This window comes from Halostagnicola bangensis, assembly GCF_054653435.1.
The window spans coordinates 2,634,207-2,653,577 of record NZ_BAAIGG010000002.1 but is presented as its reverse complement, the minus strand read 5'-3'; the positions used below and the strand labels follow the sequence as shown (position 1 = coordinate 2,653,577).

Annotated in this window: 22 protein-coding genes; 12 read left to right on the top strand and 10 right to left on the bottom strand. The window is 61.3% G+C overall.

The annotated features are described in order from the left end of the window. The first annotated feature begins 143 nt into the window (after positions 1-143). The 4 genes from priS to ACYQ14_RS14980 all read left to right on the top strand — a co-directional run bounded on the left by priS (position 144) and on the right by ACYQ14_RS14980 (position 4,278). Positions 144-1,319: a DNA primase small subunit PriS gene (gene priS / locus ACYQ14_RS14995; RefSeq protein ID WP_459889209.1), complete on the top strand. Its 1,176-nt coding sequence runs from the start codon at positions 144-146 to the stop codon at positions 1,317-1,319. Continuing rightward, positions 1,316-2,302 (top strand): DNA replication complex subunit Gins51, encoded by a 987-nt coding sequence (locus ACYQ14_RS14990; RefSeq protein ID WP_459889208.1) that lies wholly within the window; start codon positions 1,316-1,318, stop codon positions 2,300-2,302. The genes priS and ACYQ14_RS14990 overlap by 4 nt, the downstream gene beginning before the upstream one ends. A gap of 62 nt (positions 2,303-2,364) precedes the next feature. Continuing rightward, a complete protein-coding gene (gene bcp, locus ACYQ14_RS14985; RefSeq protein ID WP_459889207.1) occupies positions 2,365-2,844 on the top strand; it encodes a thioredoxin-dependent thiol peroxidase in 480 nt (159 codons plus the stop codon). Between the two features lie 144 nt (positions 2,845-2,988). Beyond that, complete coding sequence (locus tag ACYQ14_RS14980; RefSeq protein ID WP_459889206.1) at positions 2,989-4,278, top strand: MFS transporter; 1,290 nt, start codon at positions 2,989-2,991, stop codon at positions 4,276-4,278. Between the two features lie 268 nt (positions 4,279-4,546). On the opposite strand, the gene ACYQ14_RS14975 is transcribed toward ACYQ14_RS14980, so the two are convergent. Continuing rightward, complete coding sequence (locus ACYQ14_RS14975) at positions 4,547-6,811, bottom strand: CDC48 family AAA ATPase (RefSeq protein ID WP_459889205.1); 2,265 nt, start codon at positions 6,809-6,811, stop codon at positions 4,547-4,549. Then, a complete protein-coding gene (locus ACYQ14_RS14970; RefSeq protein WP_459889204.1) occupies positions 6,808-7,050 on the bottom strand; it encodes a DUF7127 family protein in 243 nt (80 codons plus the stop codon). Before ACYQ14_RS14970 ends, ACYQ14_RS14975 begins: the two co-directional genes overlap by 4 nt. A 231-nt stretch (positions 7,051-7,281) precedes the next feature. On the opposite strand from ACYQ14_RS14970, the gene ACYQ14_RS14965 reads away from it, so the two are divergent. Then, positions 7,282-8,052 carry an alpha/beta fold hydrolase gene (locus ACYQ14_RS14965; protein WP_459889203.1) on the top strand — a complete coding sequence of 257 codons (771 nt, stop codon included), beginning with the start codon at positions 7,282-7,284 and terminating at the stop codon, positions 8,050-8,052. 58 nt (positions 8,053-8,110) lie between these two features. Here the strand turns inward: ACYQ14_RS14965 and panB are convergent, their stop codons facing one another. Continuing rightward, positions 8,111-8,923: a 3-methyl-2-oxobutanoate hydroxymethyltransferase gene (gene panB, locus ACYQ14_RS14960; protein WP_459889202.1), complete on the bottom strand. Its 813-nt coding sequence runs from the start codon at positions 8,921-8,923 to the stop codon at positions 8,111-8,113. Between the two features lie 132 nt (positions 8,924-9,055). Here panB and ACYQ14_RS14955 point away from each other — a divergent pair, with 132 nt between their 5' ends. Beyond that, positions 9,056-9,289 (top strand): DUF5822 domain-containing protein, encoded by a 234-nt coding sequence (locus ACYQ14_RS14955; protein WP_459889201.1) that lies wholly within the window; start codon positions 9,056-9,058, stop codon positions 9,287-9,289. Positions 9,290-9,419: 130 nt separating this feature from the next. Here the strand turns inward: ACYQ14_RS14955 and ACYQ14_RS14950 are convergent, their stop codons facing one another. Continuing rightward, positions 9,420-9,959 (bottom strand): HAD family hydrolase, encoded by a 540-nt coding sequence (locus ACYQ14_RS14950; RefSeq protein ID WP_459889200.1) that lies wholly within the window; start codon positions 9,957-9,959, stop codon positions 9,420-9,422. A 160-nt stretch (positions 9,960-10,119) separates the two neighbouring features. Then, on the bottom strand, positions 10,120-10,524 hold the full coding sequence (locus ACYQ14_RS14945; RefSeq protein WP_459889199.1) for a carboxymuconolactone decarboxylase family protein: 405 nt from the start codon (positions 10,522-10,524) through the stop codon (positions 10,120-10,122). A 294-nt stretch (positions 10,525-10,818) separates the two neighbouring features. On the opposite strand from ACYQ14_RS14945, the gene ACYQ14_RS14940 reads away from it, so the two are divergent. Beyond that, complete coding sequence (locus tag ACYQ14_RS14940; protein WP_459889198.1) at positions 10,819-11,148, top strand: transcription factor S; 330 nt, start codon at positions 10,819-10,821, stop codon at positions 11,146-11,148. Between the two features lie 7 nt (positions 11,149-11,155). Here the strand turns inward: ACYQ14_RS14940 and ACYQ14_RS14935 are convergent, their stop codons facing one another. Further along, positions 11,156-12,325 (bottom strand): class 1 isoprenoid biosynthesis enzyme, encoded by a 1,170-nt coding sequence (locus tag ACYQ14_RS14935; protein WP_459889197.1) that lies wholly within the window; start codon positions 12,323-12,325, stop codon positions 11,156-11,158. Positions 12,326-12,455: 130 nt separating this feature from the next. Between ACYQ14_RS14935 and yqeC the strand changes: the two genes are divergently transcribed. Together yqeC and ACYQ14_RS14925 are read left to right on the top strand one after the other, a co-directional pair. After that, positions 12,456-13,235 carry a selenium cofactor biosynthesis protein YqeC gene (yqeC, locus tag ACYQ14_RS14930; protein ID WP_459889196.1) on the top strand — a complete coding sequence of 260 codons (780 nt, stop codon included), beginning with the start codon at positions 12,456-12,458 and terminating at the stop codon, positions 13,233-13,235. Between the two features lie 30 nt (positions 13,236-13,265). Further along, the gene (locus ACYQ14_RS14925; protein ID WP_459889195.1) at positions 13,266-14,402 is read left to right on the top strand and encodes a DNA methyltransferase; all 1,137 of its coding nucleotides are present in this window, start codon (positions 13,266-13,268) and stop codon (positions 14,400-14,402) included. A gap of 291 nt (positions 14,403-14,693) precedes the next feature. On the opposite strand, the gene ACYQ14_RS14920 is transcribed toward ACYQ14_RS14925, so the two are convergent. Further along, positions 14,694-15,356 carry a potassium channel family protein gene (locus ACYQ14_RS14920; protein WP_459889194.1) on the bottom strand — a complete coding sequence of 221 codons (663 nt, stop codon included), beginning with the start codon at positions 15,354-15,356 and terminating at the stop codon, positions 14,694-14,696. A 256-nt stretch (positions 15,357-15,612) separates the two neighbouring features. Between ACYQ14_RS14920 and ACYQ14_RS14915 the strand changes: the two genes are divergently transcribed. Together ACYQ14_RS14915 and ACYQ14_RS14910 are read left to right on the top strand one after the other, a co-directional pair. Continuing rightward, positions 15,613-17,094, top strand: a complete 1,482-nt coding sequence (locus tag ACYQ14_RS14915; protein ID WP_459889193.1) for an NCS2 family permease — start codon at positions 15,613-15,615, stop codon at positions 17,092-17,094. An 87-nt stretch (positions 17,095-17,181) separates the two neighbouring features. After that, positions 17,182-17,427: a glutaredoxin family protein gene (locus ACYQ14_RS14910; protein WP_283835090.1), complete on the top strand. Its 246-nt coding sequence runs from the start codon at positions 17,182-17,184 to the stop codon at positions 17,425-17,427. A gap of 138 nt (positions 17,428-17,565) precedes the next feature. Here the strand turns inward: ACYQ14_RS14910 and ACYQ14_RS14905 are convergent, their stop codons facing one another. Beyond that, positions 17,566-17,775: a heavy-metal-associated domain-containing protein gene (locus tag ACYQ14_RS14905; protein WP_283835089.1), complete on the bottom strand. Its 210-nt coding sequence runs from the start codon at positions 17,773-17,775 to the stop codon at positions 17,566-17,568. A 236-nt stretch (positions 17,776-18,011) separates the two neighbouring features. Here ACYQ14_RS14905 and ACYQ14_RS14900 point away from each other — a divergent pair, with 236 nt between their 5' ends. Further along, the gene (locus ACYQ14_RS14900; RefSeq protein WP_459889192.1) at positions 18,012-18,452 is read left to right on the top strand and encodes a universal stress protein; all 441 of its coding nucleotides are present in this window, start codon (positions 18,012-18,014) and stop codon (positions 18,450-18,452) included. Between the two features lie 77 nt (positions 18,453-18,529). Here ACYQ14_RS14900 and ACYQ14_RS14895 read toward each other — a convergent pair whose 3' ends face one another. Together ACYQ14_RS14895 and ACYQ14_RS14890 are read right to left on the bottom strand one after the other, a co-directional pair. After that, a complete protein-coding gene (locus ACYQ14_RS14895; RefSeq protein ID WP_459889191.1) occupies positions 18,530-18,844 on the bottom strand; it encodes an MTH1187 family thiamine-binding protein in 315 nt (104 codons plus the stop codon). A gap of 100 nt (positions 18,845-18,944) precedes the next feature. Continuing rightward, complete coding sequence (locus tag ACYQ14_RS14890) at positions 18,945-19,295, bottom strand: HalOD1 output domain-containing protein (RefSeq protein WP_283835086.1); 351 nt, start codon at positions 19,293-19,295, stop codon at positions 18,945-18,947. Positions 19,296-19,371: the final 76 nt, after the last annotated feature.

The window sequence follows — 19,371 nt, the reverse complement described above, 5'->3', positions numbered from 1 at the left end:
AACGTCACGAAATCGATACGCTACCGTCACCTGCACATAGTTCGTCTTTATATCATTCGCGGTGAGTCCTCCCGTTCGCTGTCTTTCGAGCGTTCGAGACTTTCGGGAAGATTATAGTCTCCCGTCTCAGATACCGTGGACGAATGGAGGAGCGAACGAGAGCGTATCTTCGAGGCCGGTTCCGTGATCACTACCGTCGGACGGAGATCACGCTCCCGCCCGAGGCTAACGAGCGCGAGTGGGGGTTCATCCCGTGGACCGAGGGGCCGGGAACAACGATGGTCAGACACCGATCGCTCCTCGAACTCGGCGATATCGAGGAGTTTCTCGTCCGCAAACGGCCCCAACACGTCTACTTTTCCGCGGGACGCTATCGCGACCCCGGTGCGGGCTCGATGACCGAAAAGGAGTGGCGCTCGTCGGATCTGGTCTTCGACCTCGACGCCGATCACCTGCCGAGAGTTACCCTCGGCGAGGATTCGTACGCGGAGATGCTCAGCAAGTGTAAGGACGCCCTCCTTCGCTTGCTCGAGTTTCTCGAGGACGATTTCGCCTTCGAAAACATCGAGATCGTCTTCTCCGGCGGGCGAGGCTACCACGTCCACGTTCGCGACGAGAACGTCAAACACCTCGACCGGGAACACCGCCGCGAGATCGTCGACTACGTTCGCGGGATCGGTCTCGACTTCGAAGAGCTGATCGAAACCGAGACGGTCGCCGGACTCGGTCGAAAGACGCCGACCGAACGGCGAAACCTGCGAGTCGACGGCGGCTGGGGGTCCCGAATCCACGAGCACTTCATGGCCTTCATCGAGGATTTGCTCGAGATGGACGAAGAAGACGCGCTCGAGCGATTGCAAGAGTTCGACGGCATCGGCGAGGGAAAAGCCGAAGCGACGCTCTCGGCCGCCCGGAACAACCGCGAGGGCCTCGAGGCGGGCAACGTGACCGTTCACACTGCCATCGCGCAGTTGGCCGAACGGTTCGCGTCGACGGCGGTCGAACGCGACAACGCCCCGATCGACGAACCGGTGACGACCGACACGAATCGACTCATCCGACTGCCGGGAAGTCTCCACGGCGGGAGCGCCCTGACGACACAGCGGATCGCTCCCGAGGACCTCGAGGCGTTCGATCCGCTCGTCGACGCCGTTCCAGAGACGTTTACTAGCCACGAAGTGGCAATCAATGTCGACCGCGGCGGCGAGGTCGAACTTGGGGGCGATATCTTTACAGTCCAGGAGGGTGACCAGTCACTACCGGAGTACGTCGCCATGTTTCTCATGGCGCGTGGCCGTGCCGAAAAGGAAAAAGAATGAATCTCGACGAACTACGCTCGGTCCAGAGCAAGGAGCGCCAGAAGGATAGCCTCCAGAATCTGCGCCCCTCGTTCTATCAGGAAGTCGGCGAGTATATTGCAGACCTTGAGGACGAGCGCGATCGCGTCGCGGAAGCCACGGACGATCCGTTTGCCTCACCGGAAGTGAGCCAGCTCACCGACGAGATCGAGACCGCTAAAGACGTCGTCGAGGCGATCTACGAACGCCGAATGGGGAAACTCGTCAAGCAGGCGAGCCTCTCTGCGGCCGGCATGGCGGCGAACGACGAGGGACTCACGGCCGAGGAAGCCGATCTCTTTGACGACCTCATCGACCGCATCCAGTCGAACAAAAACCGAGTGCTCGACGTGCTCGAGGGCGTCGACGCCGAAGCGGGAACGCAAGCCGAGACCGAAGCGCTCGAGGGCGAGGGCGAGCCGACGGCGTCAGAACGAACTGGCTCACCGACGGTATCGGCCGAAACCGGCGAGGAGGCGACCGGCGGGTCAGCTATCGACCCCGAAGATCGGACCTCGCCCGCACCACCCGAGTCACAGCCGGAGAGTGCCAACGCGAACGAATCGGTATCCGATGCGTCGGATTCGTCCCCGGACTCGAGCACCGTCACCGCCGCGGACGTGATGGGTGGCGATCCGCCGGAACCAGCGGAGTCGTCCGGGACGGATCCGGTGGAGTCGTCCGGGACGGATCCGGTGGAGCCAGAGCCGGAAGCCCCGCCGAAGCCACCGGCTCCCGGCGGTGACGAAGGGGCAGACTCGACCACGCCGTCGACCGGTACCGAAGGTGACACGAACGACGGGGCTTCACTCGAGCGCCTTACCGTCAAGATCACCGAGGATGTCGGTTCGATTCTGGGCGTCGACGACCGAGAGTATACGCTCGCGGCCGACGACGTCGTCACGCTGCCCGAACAGAACGCGACGCCGCTGGTCGAGCGCGAGGCCGCCGAACAACTCGAGTGAACGGTTATTGGGTGATTCGGTCGAATCACAATACATACAACGACGCTCTCGAAGACGCTTCTATGCTCGAGGTTGGCGACGACGCACCACAGTTCGAACTACAGAATCAACACGGAGAGACCGTTCGCAAAGCGGATTTTGACGGCCAACGGTTCGTTATCTACTTCTATCCGCGGGCGAACACCGACGGCTGTACGACCGAAGCGTGTGGCTTCAACGACACACTCGCCGCACTCGAGGACCTCGATACCGCCGTCGTCGGGATCAGCGACGACTCGGTGTCCGACCTCGAGAAATTCGCCGGGGAGTACGACCTCGAGTTCGACCTCCTCGCCGACGAGATGGGTGAGGTGTCGACGCTGTACGAATCCTACGGCGAAAAGCAACTGTTCGGCAACACGTTCGACGGCGTCTTCCGGAACACCTACGTCGTCGGTCCCGACGGAGCCATCCAGGCGGTTTACGAAAACGTGACCCCCGAGGGTCACGCCGAGGAGGTCCTCTCGGATCTCGAGGACGCGCCGGCGGAAGCGTTGCCGTAGGTCGTCGCGGCCGTCGAATTTGCGACGGGGTGATTTGACGAGTGTTCCGTACTGCGCGAGCACACTCGAGTGCGTCGCGCAAGCGACGAGGGGTTCCGGGTTCTCTAAGTAGTCTGCCTGGTACCACCCAATATCGACAGCGAAATGGCACTCAGCGATAACGACCGGTCGATCGCGGCGTTTACGATGCTCGCCCACGCGCTCGTCCACTGGTTCGAGTTGGCGATCCCGATCTTTCTCGTCGTCTGGCTCGACGCGTTCGACGTGAGCGTCGCGCTCGTCGGCCTCATCGTCGCGCTCGGGTACGCGCCCTTCGGCCTGGGCGCGTTACCCGCAGGACTGTTGGCCGATCGGTACGGCCCGAAGCGACTCGTCCTCGTCTGTCTGGCCGGCATGAGCGTCACCTTTGTGACCCTCGCCTTCGCGAACTCGATCTACGCCGTCGCGGCCAGCCTGCTGTGCTGGGGAATCGTCGCGAGCATCTACCACCCCGCCGGGCTGGCGCTGATCAGCACCGGCGTCGAGAGCCGGGGGACGGTTTTTGCCTGGCACGGCATCGCGGGCAACGTCGGCATCGCGCTCGGCCCGTTCGCCACCGCGACGATGTTGCTCGTCCTCGAGTGGCGACTCGTCGCCGTCGCGCTGGCCGTTCCCGGGATTCTCGCGACCGCGTACGGGCTCCGAGCGCAGTTCGATCCCGCCGCCGCACTGGGAGACGACGACAGCGACGGCGGCGACGATGGAAGCGCCTCGACGGGATCGCTCTCCGCTCGCGAGTTCATCTCGAACTCGCGGACGCTGTTTGCCAGTTCGTTCCTGCTGGTCTTCGCCGTCGTCACGTTCGTCGGCCTCTACTACCGCGGCGTCCTCACCTATCTGCCGGAACTGCTGAACGGCCTTCCCGCAATGGAGGGGATCGACCCGCCGGGCAGCCTCGAGGAGCTCTCACTGGGCGATTACTTCTACGTCGGCCTGCTCGTCGCGGGGATGGTAGGCCAGTACGTCGCCGGCAAGTTAACCAGTCGCGTGCCCGTTGCACGGGGGCTGGTCGCGGTCTTCGTCGGCCTCGCGATGCTCGCCGTCGCGTTCGTTCCCGTCTCCTCGATGGGCCTCGTCGTGATTCTGCTCTACTGCGGCGTCCTCGGCTTTGCCCTGTTCGCAATCGAACCCTTCTATCAGGAGGCCGTCGCCGTCTACACCCCGCCGGAAACGCGTGGGCTCTCCTACGGCTACACCTACCTCGGCATGTTCGGCCTCGGCTCGGCGAGCATCGCTCTCGGCGGCTTTCTCCTCGATCACGCGACGATGGCGACGTTTTTCGTCACGCTCTCGTCGATCGCACTGGTCGGTGCGGGCATTTCGGTGAAGTTGCTGGTTGGACCGGCACCGAGAGAAACTCGATCGACCGATTCGGCGACCGCGCCAGACGACTGAGCGTGCCTCTCGAGTCCGTCCGGTGCCATCCCGTTGATGATGGCACTTACTCTTGCAATTTCCGTTAGCTAAAGGGCGAAGATTCCGATCAACACCGCTCTCATATTCTGCATCGATATCTACGCTATCGTGAAATATATCGTTCTATTGTACTATCCGGTTGACAGTCCGACGAGTACACGATCATCGGCTCGACAATCGACACTCCTCGAGTTGAGTCGTATCCGAGAGAATCGCAGATCGAAAAAGTCAGACCGTCTCAAGCGACTTACTGGAACGTTCGGCCCAGCTGGTCGCTCTCACCGCTTGGCTCTGCCTGCTGGAACTGCTCTTCCATCTCTTCGTACTGCTCTCGAGTTTCGGGGGTCACGCTTGGCTGGACCTCCTCGAGGGCGTGTTCGAAGTGCTCGCGGCTGATTCGAACGTTGCCGATGCTGTCTCCCATCTCCTCGGGATCGACCGAGTTGATGAACTCGCGGCTGGCCGCCATCGAGGCCTCGCGACAGACGGCTTCGATATCGGCACCGACGTAGCCCTCCGTTTCGGCGGCGAGCCACTCGAGGTCGACGGCGTCTGCGAGCGGTTTGTTACGCGTGTGGACCTCGAAGATGCGTTCGCGGCCTTCCTCGTTCGGCACGGGGACGTGAACGTGTCTGTCGAGTCGGCCCGGACGGAGCAGGGCGCTGTCGATCAGATCCGGTCGGTTCGTCGTTGCGATGACGACCACGTCTTCAAGTTCCTCAAGGCCGTCGAGTTCGGTCAGCAGCTGGCTGACGACCCGTTCGCCGACGCCGGAGTCAGTGGTGTTCCCGCCGCGTTCGCCGGCGATAGAGTCGATCTCGTCGAAGAAGATCACGGTCGGTGCGTTCGACCGGGCTTTCTCGAAGACCTCTCGGACGCCCTTCTCGGACTCGCCGACGTACTTGTTGAGCAGTTCGGGGCCTTTGATCGAGATGAAGTTCGATTCGGCCTCGTTGGCGACCGCCTTCGCGAGCAGGGTCTTTCCGGTCCCCGGTGGCCCGAACATGAGGACGCCCTTGGCGGCCTGCATGTCCATCGCCTCGAATACGTCGGGGTAGTCAAGCGGCCACTGGATGGTCTCGCGAAGCCGCTCTTTCGTATCGCCGAGCCCGCCGACGTCGTTCCAGGTGATGTCCGGAACTTCGACGAAGACCTCCCGAAGCGCCGAGGGCTGGATGCCCTTGAGCGCCTCCTTGAAGTCCCGCTCGGTTACCTGGAGACTCTCGAGAACGTCCGCGTCGATCTCGTCGGACTCGAGGTCCAGTTCGGGCCGGATCCGTCGGAGCGCGTTCATCGCGCTTTCGCGTGCGAGACTCTCGAGGTCCGCACCGACGAAGCCGTGAGTGTTCGACGCGTAGTGTTCGACGTCGACGGAGTCCGAAAGGGGCATTCCGCGGGTGTGGACCTGCAGGATCTCCTTGCGTCCCTGCTTGTCAGGAACGCCGATTTCGATCTCGCGATCGAACCGACCGCCGCGACGAAGTGCGGGATCGATATCGTCGATCCGGTTGGTCGCCGCGATGACCGTGACGCGGCCCCGTTCCTCTAAGCCGTCCATCAGGGAGAGCAGCTGCGCGACGACGCGACGTTCGACGTCACCGCCAGCTTCCTCGCGCTTTGCGGCGATCGAGTCGAGTTCGTCGATGAAGATGATCGCCGGGGAGTTCTCCTCGGCTTCCTCGAAGACCTCGCGGAGTTGTTCCTCGGATTCGCCGTAGTACTTCGACATAATCTCCGGTCCGGAGATTGTCTCGAAGTAGGCGTCAATCTCGTTGGCGACCGCTTTCGCCATCAGCGTCTTCCCGGTACCGGGTGGTCCGTGCAAGAGGACGCCCTTCGGCGGTTCGATGCCGAGTTGCTGGAACAGCTCGGGGTGGCGCATCGGCAGCTCGATCATCTCGCGGACTTGATCGAGTTCGTCGTCGAGACCGCCGATATCCTCGTAGGTGACATCCGGGATGCCTTCGGACGCTCCACCGGGGCCGGAGCTGATCTGCTCGGCCGGCGTCTCCGAGATTTCGATATCGGTCGAGTCGGTGATGACGACCGTTCCCGACGGCGAGGTGCTCGCGATTTTCAGCGGAACCGACTGGCCGGAGCTGGCCATCGGACCGAACGAGAGCGAAAACGGAACCGTCTGGCCCTCGGTGACGGCCTGTCCGCTCAACTTATCGCGGACGAGCGGGCCGATATCGCCCCGAATACGAAGGTTTTGCGGGAGCGCGACGGTGACGGCCGTCGCCGGTTTGACATCGGCCTTCTCGACGGAGACGCTGTCGTCGATCCCGACGTTTGCCTCCTGTCGGAGACGACCGTCGATTCGGACGACGTTTCGTCCCTCGTCTTCGGGATAGCCGGGCCAGACTCGGGCAACGGACTGTCCGTCACCTTTGCCCTCGATTGTGATGTAATCCCCGTTCTCGAGGCCGAGCTCGCTCATCGAGACACGATCGATCGCTGCGAGTCCGCGACCTGCGTCTTTTTGCTTGAGGGGTTTGACGGTGAGTTTCATACGTTGTCCTCCAGTTCGATAGTGAGCACGCCGTTTCTGATAAACGTGTCCGCGTCGTTCTCTTCGACTGGAAGATCGAACTCGTACTGTTCGTCGCCGTTGACGATAATGACCGTTCCATCGACGAGATCGACTGACGGCTCCGGCACGCTCGTGCCGAGGTCGATCGCGATGACCGACCCGTCGTCGTACTCGTATTTGCGAGCGAGTTGATCGCTCGTGAATTGCTCAGAGTTCATTGTGACTAACCCTAAGTTAGGTCTTCTAGTACTTATATCTGTCGCAGGCAAACCCCCAGAAGGCGAAGGGATAGAGAAGAGGAGCTTGAACGCAGTTCCACGCTATCTTTGCAACTTCGTCTCCGTCAGCGGTCGCCCCTGTCTTGGCGATCAGCCCCATCAGGATAGTCGGCGCGCAGAGCCGCGAAGCTGACTCGGGTATTTATGCGGGCTGTTATCCTTTAGCAACGTATGAGAACGCTCGCCCACCACGGACGGGAGACGGCATACACTGTGACCGAGGGAGAAACATCCAGCGAAACGGTTTGTTTCGTGCACGGCAGCGGCGGTTCACACGCGGTTTGGCGCTTTCAAGAATCGCTGTCGGATCGCTACGAGATCGTCGCACTCGACCTGAGTGGACACGGCGAATCCGACGATATTCAGGCGAACTCCGGCTACACCGCACTGTCGGCGTACGCCGACGATGTGCTCGCGGTCGTCGAGGAAACGGATTCGACCGCCCTCGTCGGGAACTCGCTCGGCGGTGCCGTTGTCCTCCACATCCTCCTTGAGCGGTCGTTCGAACCCGAAGCGGCGATTCTGACCGGGACGGGTGCCCGAATGGGCGTGCTCGACGATCTCCTCGCCTGGCTCAAGTCCGATTTCGAGCGGGCCGTCGAGTTCCTCCACGAGCCGAACAGAATCTTTCACGATCCCGATCCGGAACTGCTCGCGGCGTCGCGCGAACGAATGCTCGAGTGCGGACAGGCGGTCACGTATCGCGACTTTCTCACCTGCCACCGGTTCGACGTTCGAAACGAACTGCACAGAGTCGAGGTCCCGACGCTCGCAGTCTACGGCGAGTACGATCAGCTTACACCGCCGTGGTACCACGAGTATCTCGCCGACGAGATCCCCAACGGAGCAGTAGCCGAAATCCAACAGGCAGCGCATTTTCCGATGGTCGAACAACCCGACGCCTTCAACGAGACGATAGCTGAGTTCCTCGAGTCCCGGTAGCGTCCCGAGCCGAGGGAGTGTCTTCGTCCGATCCGCGAAAATCCTCGTCGCCGCGCGATCAGTAAATGTCCTCGAGGTCGCTCTCTTCGTGACTGTGTTCCTCGGCCGGGAACTCGCGCTCCTCGACCGCTGAAATATATTCGTCGACCGCCGACTCCATCTCCGAGCGGACATCACCGAACTGTTTCGAAAACGACGGCGTCCACTCGCTCATACCGACGGCGTCGTCGAAAACGAGTACCTGTCCGTCACAGTGGGGTCCCGCACCGATCCCGATCGTCGGGATATCGATCGCTTCGGTTATCGTCCGGGCGAGATTCGAGGGCACGTGCTCGAGGACCAGTGAGAACGCACCCGCATCCGCGTGGGCTTTCGCCAGCTCGAGCATTCGGTCCGCGGCCTTCTGATCCGTACCCTGCCGAGGATAGCCGCCGTACTGGTTGACGTGCTGGGGGGTCAACCCGAGGTGGGCCATGACCGGGATTCCGAGCTGTACCATCTTCTCCGTGATATCGACCGTGTGCTGGCCGCTCTCGAGTTTGACCGCCGACGCTCCCTCCGCTTTGAGCATCCGTCCGGCGTTTTCGATGGTCGTTGCCTCGTCGACGCCGAAGGAGAGAAACGGCATGTCCGCAACGACCAGCGCGTCGTCGGTCGCTCGAGCGACGGCACCGGTGTGGCTGGCCATTTCGTCGACGGTCACCGGGACCGTCGTCTCGTACCCGAGCGTGGTGTTTCCGAGGCTGTCGCCGACGAGAACGACGTCGACGCCCGCCTCGTCGACGATTTCGGCCGTGGGTGCGTCGTAGGCGGTCAGCACCGTGATAGGGTCCTCACCCATCTGCTCTCTGAGGTCGCGTACGGTTACCATACACACACCTTCGTACCCGATCAGTAAACAGCATCGTTCTTCGAGCACGCCCGCGACGACCCCTTCTCCGGGACGTATTTGGCTCGTCCCGCGGCACTTATTAGGACTGCACGGCGAGGTCAACTCGTACTCGTGCCAGAACCCGTCGAAACCAGTTCACCCGACGGCGTCGATTTCGGATGGGTGATGCAGGTTACGTTCGTCGCGACCATCGCCGTCGGAGCGCCAATTGTCGCGCTCCTGTCGGTCCCCGTTGATCTTCCGAGCTGGGGTGCTCGTGTAGAGTTCGCTATCCGAGTGGGTGCAGTCATCTGGATCATCACCGCGCTGTCGGTATTTCTGTATGCGAAACGTCAGCAAGAATAGCGCCCGAGTGGGACAACCGTCGTTCTCGCGGTCACATACCCTCAAACGGTACCGACAGGGATCGGCTCCGTTCGCCGATTAGAAATCCGGCATCCGACCGCCGGTTAATAGCCCGGCATCCGACCGCCGGTTAATAGCCCGGCATCCGACCGTCGACGTACTCGAAGTCGATACCCGCCCGTTCTGCGGCCAGTTCGTCCCGTTCGGAGTCACCGACAAACAGCGTCGTCGTCGGGTTCACGGAGAGCGACCGAATGGTCTCGATCAACGGCTCGGGATCGGGCTTTCTCATCGGCATCGTATCACGACCGACGACGGCCCCGACTGCATCCGCGAGCCCGTGTTCTTCGAGTGCGATCCGGCAAGCCGCTTCGCAATTGAGCGAGCAGACGCCAACCGGAACCTCGCGCTCGAGGAGGTCATCCGCGTGAGCGAGCCGCTCGGAGCGTCGAGCTCCCTCGCGTTCGTGGTCGGCGATCGTCTCTTCGATTTCGCTGGCCAGTCCCACGGAGCTCGAGGCGTCGAGCATATCCCAGAGTTCGGTGCTTGGGGGTTCGACCCCATCGTATGAGTAGACGGCGAGCACGTCGATAGCGACGGCTTTCCAGTCGACGGCGAGGTCGACTAACGTCCCGTCCAGATCGTACACAACCGCGTCGTACTCGGTCACGTTCGAAGGTACCAGTCGAACCTGAATAGAGACTTCGATTCTGGCAATCGGTTCTCGACCGGAGACTGCTCTCGAGTCGTCCGAAAGCGCCGAGAACTTCGTCCCCGATGCGCCAAGAATCGTGCAACGTCGGAGACAAAATAATTTCAGACACGGCGGCTCAGTCGTCGCCGGGAGCCGGTGCCTGCTGTTCTTTGATGTGGTCGACGATCGCTCCGGTTTCGGTTACGAACTCGTCGTAGTCCATCTCTGCTCCGTGCAAGACTGTCGAGAAGTATCGAACGTCGCCGGCGACGGCGACCGCTTCGGCCATCTCGTCGTCGGTTACCTCCTCGAGTTTCGCTTCTTCCCTGTGGAAGTGGATGCAGTAGGGACACTGTATGGCGGATGCCGCACTGAGTGCGACGAGAGCCTTTTCGCGCTGTGTGAGTTCGGTTTCTCCGAGCTGGAGATCCCGGACGACTTCCCAACTGTGATCCGCCGCGGACTCGGGAAGCGCTTCGATCCAGCCTGGAACCTGTCCGAAATACTCCGTTATTTCTGTTTCTGTCTCTTTCGATACCATATTTCTCCTCCTCAGTTCTGGATCTTACCGCGATCGCGTTCGGCGGTACGCTGAGTGCCGAGACGACGCCGAGAGACCCGTCTATTCATACGTGTCACAAGGAAATGAAGCTAACACGCTCTTCTTCGGCGGTAGTCCTCGTATTTCTAGTGGGTATTCGGACAGGGAAAACGACAGAATCGGACAGACACAAGGGACAGGCACAAGGAAAATACCGGACAGACACAACGACGAACCCGGAAACCGAACGGAGCTATCCTTAGGGTTTTTGCGCGTCGACTCCCAACGGGTGGTATGCAGTTTTGCGACGAGTGCGGTTCGATGATGAAAGCCGACGGTGAGCAAATGGTCTGTACGAACGACGACTGTGGGCTCTCGAGCGACCGGGATCGAGAGCGCGAATCGGCGTTCGTCACCACGGAGGCCCAGACCGACGACGAGGTGATCGAATCCAGCGAGGAAGCGAACTTCGAAGGGAAACCCATCGCGACGGATATCATCTGCGACGACTGTGGAAATCAGGAAGCGTGGTACGAACTCAAACAGACCGCCTCTGCTGATGAACCCCCGACGCGGTTCTTCAAGTGTACCGAGTGTGGCTACCGGTGGCGGGGCTACAACTGACGGCAGCTCAGGCCGCGTTTTTCTCCCGAAGTCTGGAGAAGGCATCCTCGAGATGCATCGGCATCGTCGCGGCAGCGAGCGTCTGGACGTGCACCAGATGGGTGATCGCAGGCGCGAGTCGCCGGCCGGACAGCGTCGCCGCTTCGCGGCCGATTTCGTCGGCTGGAACGCCGTAAAGTGGAGCATCCTGCATAATGGAGTCGATATACTCGCGTTTCGTCGCGTCGTCGCCCGTGAGTTGCTCGCGGATCGTTCGTTGTGACGCTTCGGAGACCGACTCCTCGAGCGGCCTCGAGCAGACGGATTCAGCGTACCACTCGAGCGCCCGCGACGTCGCCTCGAGAATCGCTTCGTTCGAGTAGCCCCCATCCTTGTGGAATCGACGAACTGCGGCCTCGACTTCTGCCTCGCGTGCCTCGACGAGGGCGTCAAGCTGATCAGGAACGTCCGACTCGAGGACGGCGTCGACGACTGCCTCACTCGAGTCGGCGTCGTCGACGGCACCCTCCTCGAGAAGCATGACCGGCGCGTTGGCGACGCCGTTTTCGATGTCTTCGGGGAGATCCTCGACGTCGTCGAAAACCGTGTAGACGAACAGGATGTTCCGCGAGACGGTCGTGAGCCGCTCGAGCTGGTCGTCGGAATAGGAGCCGGACGCGCCGACGACGGTTGCGACCAGGTCTCCCCAGACCGAGCCTCGCTGGTCGAGCCGTCTGATCGCGTCGGCTTTCGACGCCTCGGAAGAGCCGAACCCGTCTTCGTCGAGTTGCCCGGAACCGATGGTGCGGATGCTGGACGCGACCTTCCCCGTCTCGAATCCGTCTGGGAGGTCATCGAGACGGTCGATCAGGTGCGTAAACACCAGATCACCGATCGTCACGTGCTGGTTCAGGAACTGTCTGGTGGTCAGTCTCGTCGAGGACTTGCCAGCGCGTTCTACTGCGGAGTCGAGATCCGTCTCGTCGATCGCGTCGTCGTGGAGACTGCTCGAGACGAACAAGAGCGGAGGAATTTCGGCGGCAGTGCCCGCGAGTTGTTCATCTTCGGATTCCAGATACGTGAATACGTAGACCAGAATACCGAGGAGTCCACCCTGATCGCCGTAGCGCTCGAGTTTCTCCCGCAGGGAAGGGTGGATCTCCTGATGGTCCAGAAAATCAGAAGGTAGTAGGGACATACTGCTGACATGGAGTGGTGGGCAAATCAGTGTAGTGGACTCGCCCTCGTCGGCGGTGAGCCTCGAGGCAGTCAACGACTCCGAAGGCCTCTCGCCAAACTAATTTGGCTAGCCCGCCTAACGTATCCGTATGAACATTCTCGAGGCCCTTCGCGCCGAGTCGGGAACCGTCTGTACGGTGGGTGCGGGCGGGAAGAAAACGACACTCTACACGCTCGCCTCGCGTGCGACCGAGGACGTCGCACCCAGAACCGTCGTCACGGCCAGCGTTCGGATTCCGTTCTTCGACTCGCACGTCGAGCGGGTCGACGTGACCGAGGAGCCGGTTTCGGCCCTCGAGGAGCGAGCGGACGGCGGAACGGGAACGAGCGACGCGAACGGAGACTGGCCGCTTGGTCTCGTTCCTGAACGCGCGGACGAGGAACGGTACGGCGGCTACGACAACGAGATCATCGACGAGATCGACGCGTCGGGGGAAGCCGATCTCGTTCTCGTCAAAGCCGACGGGGCGCGAATGCGGGATTTCAAGGCACCGGACGATCACGAGCCCCAGCTCCCCCAGTGCACTGATACCGTGATTCCGATCGCGAGCACCCACGTCGTCGGCGAACCGCTGTCGACGGGGCTCGTCCACCGACCGGAACTCGTCGCCGACATCACCGGACTCGAACTGGGCGAGGAGATCCGACCGGCCGACGTGGCGGCCGTGCTCGCGAGCGAGCAGGGTGGTGTGAAAGACGTTCCCGAGGACGCGACGGTCGTTCCGTTGCTCAACAAAGTCGATGACGAAGCGCTTCGCGACGCGGGAGTCGAAATCGCGACGGAACTGCTCGAGCGGTCCGATCACGTCGATCGGGTCGTCCTGGCACAGATGATTGCCGACGATCCGCTCGTCGACGTTCTCGAGTAGCTTTAAGCCGGATCGACGACCACTCCGCATATGACCGAGGATGAGCGCCACCGTCAGAGCCGCCTCTTTACCGACGACGACGGGACGTTCGACGCCGAACGCGCTCGAGACGAGTCCCTGCCCGTCGAGGACGGCGAGGTGGTCGATACCGACGACCTCTCCGACCACCAGCAGTACCTCGAGGGAAGAGGGATCTACGACGAACGGAATCGGGTGAACGACCTGACCGGCCGAGAGTGGAAGTACGCGACGAAATCGGTGCTTGCCGAGGGATACCCGCCCGATGTCCAGCACGACCTGCGAAGCGAACACGGGGGACAGAAACCCCCTCGACTCTGTGCGGAACTGATCGGGCGATTCAGCAAGGCCGGCGACACGGTTCTCGATCCGTTCGCCGGCGTCGGCGGTACCCTACTCGGCGCGAGTTTCTGCGAGCACGAGGGAACGGGGCTTCGCGAGGCCATCGGCTTCGAGCGAAACAAGCGGTGGATCGACATCTACGAAGAAGTCTTAGCGCAGGAGAACGCCGAGCGCCGGGAGCGAGGCGATCCGCCACTCGCCGAACAGGACGTCCGTCACGGGGATTGTGCGTCACTGATCGAGGAGATCCAGGACGATTCCGTCGACCTCCTGCTCACCGACGTCCCTTACTGGCACATGGACGAACTCGAGCAAACCCGGAACGAACGGGCGACTCGAGAGAGCAAACTGGGTTCGTTCGACGGGGGATCGGCAGGGGAGGGCGAAAGCGGTCCCATCGCCGAAGGCGGAATCGACGATAGCGCGGCTTCCGACGAAAGGAGTGCCGACGATAGCGAGACTACCGACGAAGAGGCACCCGACGACGGCGACGGGGAGCCGGTCGGCCAGACGAAAACGGCGTGGCTCGAGGATATGGCCGAAAAGTTCGCCCGTTTTTCCAGAGCCGTCGATCCGGACGGTCACCTCGTCGTCTTCATTGGAGACATGTACCGCGACCGGTCCTACGAGTTCCTTTCGGCCGATCTCGCTCGAGCGATCGAGTCGACCGCACCTGTTCGGCTGGTCGCCAATCTGATCTGGTACGACCCGTCCAAAGACCTCCACGTCTACGGCTATCCGTTCTCGTTCGTTCCGTCGATGGTCCACCAGAACGTGCTCGTCTTTCGACCCGACCGGGAGGAGTGACCACTATCTAAAGACTGGGCGATTGAAGCACATTTCCTCACCGTCTGACGATCGTCACGCAATCGTCTGACACAGTTTTATCATATATCGTGCCGACGAATCAAACAGGCGCGCACCGCGTGACGGGTACCAACTCCCCCCATCCTCCCGTCAGCGCGCCTCCCCCCATTCGCTCCCCACTTTTCACACCATCCTCCACTCGCGTTCTACCTGCGGTCGACCTCGGATCGAAACGCTCGAGCGAGAACTATCGAGAATAAGTCGAACGAATCCCATCGACGAGTCGGCAACTCAGCTCGAGGCGGGCGACAACGTCGTGTGTACGTCGTCTGCGACGTCGGTCTCCGTAATGATGGCAACCTCGTCTCCCACCGACAGCTTGGTTCCGGGGAGCGGGATGGTCAGCGGCTCGAGGTCGTGTCCGTGGGCGTAGATTCGAGCGTTGCCCGGTAACTCGAGTTCGCTGATCCGTTTGCCAACGGCCGGAGAGTCGTCCGTAATTTCGACGACCGTGAGCTGGAGGTTCGCGGTCAGGTCCACGACGACGTTGAAATCACCGCCGAGGAGGGCGGTCTTCGCGCCCGCCGCGCCGAGTCGTTCGGGGTAGATGATTTCGTCGACGTCCTCGGCGTACTTCTCGTAGATGTCCTGACGATAGTCTTCGTCGATTCGGAGAACGGTCCGACAGCCGTGGTGGGAACCGACCATACACGCCGCGAAGTTGACGTTCAGGTCCGGCGTGAACGCCCCGATCGCATCGGCGGTATCGATTCCCGCCTCCAGCAACACGGCCTCGTCCGCGCCGTCGCCGCGGAGGGTTTCGAACCCATTCTCTGCTGCTCGGTCGACCCGGTCCGAATCGTTGTCGACGACGATGACGTCGTGTCCCTCTTCCGAGAGAACCCGCGTCGTCCGCGATCCGACACGACCGTATCCCACGATAACAAACCTCATGGCTCTGGGTACGTGGCGGACGGTCAAATACGTTGGTCCCGTCGACGAGCGAGACGGTCGTCCCCGCTCGAGACTCGAGCGTAAGGAATTCCGAAAGCAACGGACCGTGCGGTCCAACATCGAGAGCCAGACTGCCACCGTTCGAGTCCAAATCTCGATTCGTTTCCCGAACAAATATACACGAACTTGCATAAAATTTCGCTAGGCGAGACAGGAAGGGTTAAATTGCCGGTGTCGCTATGCTCGTTCATCCAACATGGGGGCACGTGAGACGATCGCGGAGTTTTTTGACTTCGACGAGCACGGGACCGATTTCAGAACGGAGACGCTGGCGGGACTCACGACGTTTCTGGCCATGGCGTACATCATCGTCGTGAACCCGGCGATTCTCAGCGACGCGATCCTCTACGATCACGACGCCGGGGAGTTCCAGGAGACCACGATGATCAACGGCGTCGAATACACGTCGGGCGAGATTTTCCAGATGCTCGCCGTGGTCACGATACTGGCCTCGATCGTGGCTATTCTGGTAATGGCACTGTACGCGAACCGCCCGTTCGGACTTGCACCCGGGATGGGGCTGAACGCCTTTTTCACCTACACGGTCGTCGTCATCCTCGGCGTCCCGTGGGAACTCGCCCTCGCAGCGGTGTTCGTGGAAGGAATCATCTTCATCGCGCTGACGGCTGTCGGCGCACGAAAATACGTTCTCGAGTTGTTCCCCGAACCAGTCAAATTCGCCGTGGGGGCCGGTATTGGCGTCTACTTGCTGTTTCTCGGACTGCAGGAGATTCAACTGGTCGTCCCCTACGACGGGACCCTCATCACGCTTGGGAACGTCCTCCAGAGCCCCGTTGCGGGACTCTCTCTGGTCGGACTGGTTCTCATGCTTTTACTGTACGCTCGAGGCGTCAAGGGGTCGATCGTCATCGGCATTATCACGACCGCGGTCGCCGGCTGGGCGTTGACCCTTGCCGGCGTCTTCGAACCCGACGTTCTCACGCCCGAGGGATCCTACGAGCAAGTCACTAACGACGGGATCCTCTCGATGCTCGCGTCGGTTCAGTACGATTTCACGCCCCTGTTCTGGGGATTCGTCGACGGGCTGGGGATGATCACCGACGAACCGCTCGTCTTCCTGCTGGTCGTCTTTACGTTCTTCTTCGTGGACTTCTTCGACACCGCGGGGACGCTCATCGGCGTCTCCCAGATCGGCGGCTTCCTCGACGAAGACGGCGATCTGCCTGAGGCCGAGAAACCGCTCATGGCCGACGCGGTCGGCACGACCGTCGGCTCGATGATCGGCACCTCGACGGTGACGACGTTTATCGAGTCCTCGACGGGTCTCGAGGAGGGCGGGCGAACCGGATTCACCGCGCTCGTCGTCGGTGGCTTCTTCGCGCTCTCTCTGCTCTTCGTGCCGCTGATGTCCGCGATCCCCCAGTACGCGACCTACCTCGCGCTGGTCGTCGTCGGGATCATCATGCTCCAGGGAGTTGCCGACATCGACTGGCAACACCCCGCATGGGCGATTTCGGGCGGCCTGACGATCACGATCATGCCGCTGACGACCTCGATCGCGAACGGTCTCGCGGCAGGGATTATCAGCTATCCGCTCGTCAAATCAGCGATGGGCGAGCGCCGAGACGTCTCGCTCGGACAGTGGCTGCTCGCGCTGTCGTTCATCGTCTACTTCATCGCCTACTTCGCCGTCGAAGCCGGCGCGATCGCGTTCTGATCGGTCGCTCGTTCCGGTACCGACCCGTTTTCGCCGCCGTACATGGCAACCAACGTACTCATACGGGAGGGCGGACAACACCCATCCATGGCTGACATCACGTTTTACGAACTGCCAGGCTGTCCGTTCTGTGCGAAAGTCCGAACGAAACTCGAGGAGCTCGAACTCGAGTACGATTCCGTCGAAGTGCCGCGATCCCACGGCGAGCGCACCGAAGTCGAGGAACTCAGCGGACAGACGGGCGTTCCCGTCATCGTCGACGAGGCCCACGACGTCGACGGCATGCACGAAAGCGACGACATCGTCGCGTATCTCGAAGAGACGTACAACTAGGAATCGAGAACTCGAGACCACTCGGTCGGAAGTCTGCCGGTCAACTCGACGGTACTCACACAACTTTTCGAGATCTGTTCAGGCGAAAAAAGTCGTTACTGCTCCCGGAATCGAACTTGTGGGCCCGTCGGGAAACCCTTACGCTGAAACCGTGTATCCTGCCTGCTCGACCGCACCGCCGATCGATGCGGCGTCCGCGAGAGCCGGATTGTGTTCGACGCGAACCTCGTCCGACTCGTGGTCCGCGGTCGCCTCTGAGACGCCATCGAGCCCCTCGAGGGCCTCGACAACGTTCTGTTCGCAGCCGGTACAGCTCATGCCGGTGACCTCGAGCGTCGTCTGTTCCATATGTGCGTATTCGGCTCCGACAAGGTGAGCCTTGCCCTCCCGGCTGTCTACATAGTGGTGAGGATGGGGTGGTAGCGGTGAGGGTAGTGAGGGTGGTAGTGGTGAGGATGAGGTGGTAGCGGTGAGGGTGATAGTGGTAGTGGTGGTAGTGGAACGCGAACGGAGGTCCGATCACCGATCGCCTCGAGCGTCTTTGAGGGATCGATTTAATATGTGATCACTGTCTTGTACTAGACATGTATCGTGTGCTAGTTCCGATCGACGACCGCGATGATCGCGTCCGTTCACAGGCCGAAGCAGTGCTCGAGTTACCGGATGCTGACTCGGCTATTCGGGTCGACGTGCTCTACGTCGAGACCGATATCGAAATCTTCGATGGCGACGGGGAGGAGCCCGAAATCGGTGAACTCAAAGAGGATCGCGACTCGCTCGAGGAACTCCCCGAGACCGCACCCCTGATCCGCGATCTGTTGGCCGGGGCGGGGGTCGAGACGGCCTTTCATACCATCGCCGGCAACACGACTTCCGGGATCCTCAACGTCGCCGACCAGTTCGATTCCGACACGCTCGTCCTCGGCGCTCGCCGGCGAACGCCCGCCGGAAAAGCGATCTTCGGCAGCGTCAGCCAGAAGATCATCCTGAACAGCGATCGGCCGGTGATGGTCGTTCCGAACTGAGCCACGAAGGTCGACCGACTCCCTTCGTTCGATAGAGGTCACTGCCCTGCTTGAGCGAAAGGCGCGGGCTTCGAACCCTACTCTCCGCCGGTTTTCGCCGCTCGTCCGAGATGCGATTCGACGGCGTCGACCTTGTCGCTCGCAGTCTGATCGCTCGTCCGCTTGTCGTCGATTTTGAAGACCGTGCTGACCCGATCGGCGTCGATCGCGTCGTGGGCGGCCTGGGCCGCGGCGAAGAGTTCGTCGGTCGTCTCCGCTTCGATCGTCGTCCCCATCGGGCCCGTTTCGTACTCGACGTCGTACTCCTCGAGTGCATCCACGGCTTTCGCGACCTCGCCGGACATGCTGTCTTCGATGACTGGTGCCGTACTCAGAAAGCCAATGACGGTCATCGGTTCGAACAACGGGCGACGTCCCTAAATCCGTTCCTCTCTCGGGAGTGATCGGGTAGAGAAAACAGGCCAACAGCGACGGTTAAGAGGGCCGAACGCGTCAGTTCGGGGGCCGGCGGCGCTGGGATCTGGGTGGGTAGACGATAATATCTCCGTTAGCGTAGACGTAGACTTCGTGTTCGAGGGCGGTAAACGCGACGTGGCCGCCCGTTCGATCGCTGCCGTCCGCCTTCGACGCGAAGAGCCGTTCCAGTGCGTCGGGATCGACGCTATCGTACAGTGAGAACTCGCCCTGTGAAACGTCGGTATCTGCGATCGACGCGAGTGCGTGAACAACCGTCGCCGTCAGCGTCGCACTGCCGTCGGTGTCGTACTCGAATACGTACCGATCGTTCGTCTGGTCGTACTGGATCTCGCTCGCCTCGTCTGAGGTATGTACTTCCGTTTGCATTTCGATATCTGCTCGTTCGATTGTCCAATTGTTCGTACTGACTCATCGTATAAAAGCCAATCGGAGTGTTGAAATA

What these genes read in the sequence shown, in the direction of transcription:
- priS (WP_459889209.1), top strand. Translation starts at nt 144, where the DNA reads ATGGAGGAGCGAACGAGAGCGTATCTTCGAGGCCGGTTCCGTGATCAC.
- ACYQ14_RS14990 (WP_459889208.1), top strand. Translation starts at nt 1,316, where the DNA reads ATGAATCTCGACGAACTACGCTCGGTCCAGAGCAAGGAGCGCCAGAAG.
- bcp (WP_459889207.1), top strand. Translation starts at nt 2,365, where the DNA reads ATGCTCGAGGTTGGCGACGACGCACCACAGTTCGAACTACAGAATCAA.
- ACYQ14_RS14980 (WP_459889206.1), top strand. Translation starts at nt 2,989, where the DNA reads ATGGCACTCAGCGATAACGACCGGTCGATCGCGGCGTTTACGATGCTC.
- ACYQ14_RS14975 (WP_459889205.1), bottom strand. Translation starts at nt 6,811, where the DNA reads ATGAAACTCACCGTCAAACCCCTCAAGCAAAAAGACGCAGGTCGCGGA.
- ACYQ14_RS14970 (WP_459889204.1), bottom strand. Translation starts at nt 7,050, where the DNA reads ATGAACTCTGAGCAATTCACGAGCGATCAACTCGCTCGCAAATACGAG.
- ACYQ14_RS14965 (WP_459889203.1), top strand. Translation starts at nt 7,282, where the DNA reads ATGAGAACGCTCGCCCACCACGGACGGGAGACGGCATACACTGTGACC.
- panB (WP_459889202.1), bottom strand. Translation starts at nt 8,923, where the DNA reads ATGGTAACCGTACGCGACCTCAGAGAGCAGATGGGTGAGGACCCTATC.
- ACYQ14_RS14945 (WP_459889199.1), bottom strand. Translation starts at nt 10,524, where the DNA reads ATGGTATCGAAAGAGACAGAAACAGAAATAACGGAGTATTTCGGACAG.
- ACYQ14_RS14940 (WP_459889198.1), top strand. Translation starts at nt 10,819, where the DNA reads ATGCAGTTTTGCGACGAGTGCGGTTCGATGATGAAAGCCGACGGTGAG.
- ACYQ14_RS14935 (WP_459889197.1), bottom strand. Translation starts at nt 12,325, where the DNA reads ATGTCCCTACTACCTTCTGATTTTCTGGACCATCAGGAGATCCACCCT.
- yqeC (WP_459889196.1), top strand. Translation starts at nt 12,456, where the DNA reads ATGAACATTCTCGAGGCCCTTCGCGCCGAGTCGGGAACCGTCTGTACG.
- ACYQ14_RS14925 (WP_459889195.1), top strand. Translation starts at nt 13,266, where the DNA reads ATGACCGAGGATGAGCGCCACCGTCAGAGCCGCCTCTTTACCGACGAC.
- ACYQ14_RS14920 (WP_459889194.1), bottom strand. Translation starts at nt 15,356, where the DNA reads ATGAGGTTTGTTATCGTGGGATACGGTCGTGTCGGATCGCGGACGACG.
- ACYQ14_RS14915 (WP_459889193.1), top strand. Translation starts at nt 15,613, where the DNA reads ATGGGGGCACGTGAGACGATCGCGGAGTTTTTTGACTTCGACGAGCAC.
- ACYQ14_RS14910 (WP_283835090.1), top strand. Translation starts at nt 17,182, where the DNA reads ATGGCTGACATCACGTTTTACGAACTGCCAGGCTGTCCGTTCTGTGCG.
- ACYQ14_RS14905 (WP_283835089.1), bottom strand. Translation starts at nt 17,775, where the DNA reads ATGGAACAGACGACGCTCGAGGTCACCGGCATGAGCTGTACCGGCTGC.
- ACYQ14_RS14900 (WP_459889192.1), top strand. Translation starts at nt 18,012, where the DNA reads ATGTATCGTGTGCTAGTTCCGATCGACGACCGCGATGATCGCGTCCGT.
- ACYQ14_RS14895 (WP_459889191.1), bottom strand. Translation starts at nt 18,844, where the DNA reads ATGACCGTCATTGGCTTTCTGAGTACGGCACCAGTCATCGAAGACAGC.
- ACYQ14_RS14890 (WP_283835086.1), bottom strand. Translation starts at nt 19,295, where the DNA reads ATGCAAACGGAAGTACATACCTCAGACGAGGCGAGCGAGATCCAGTAC.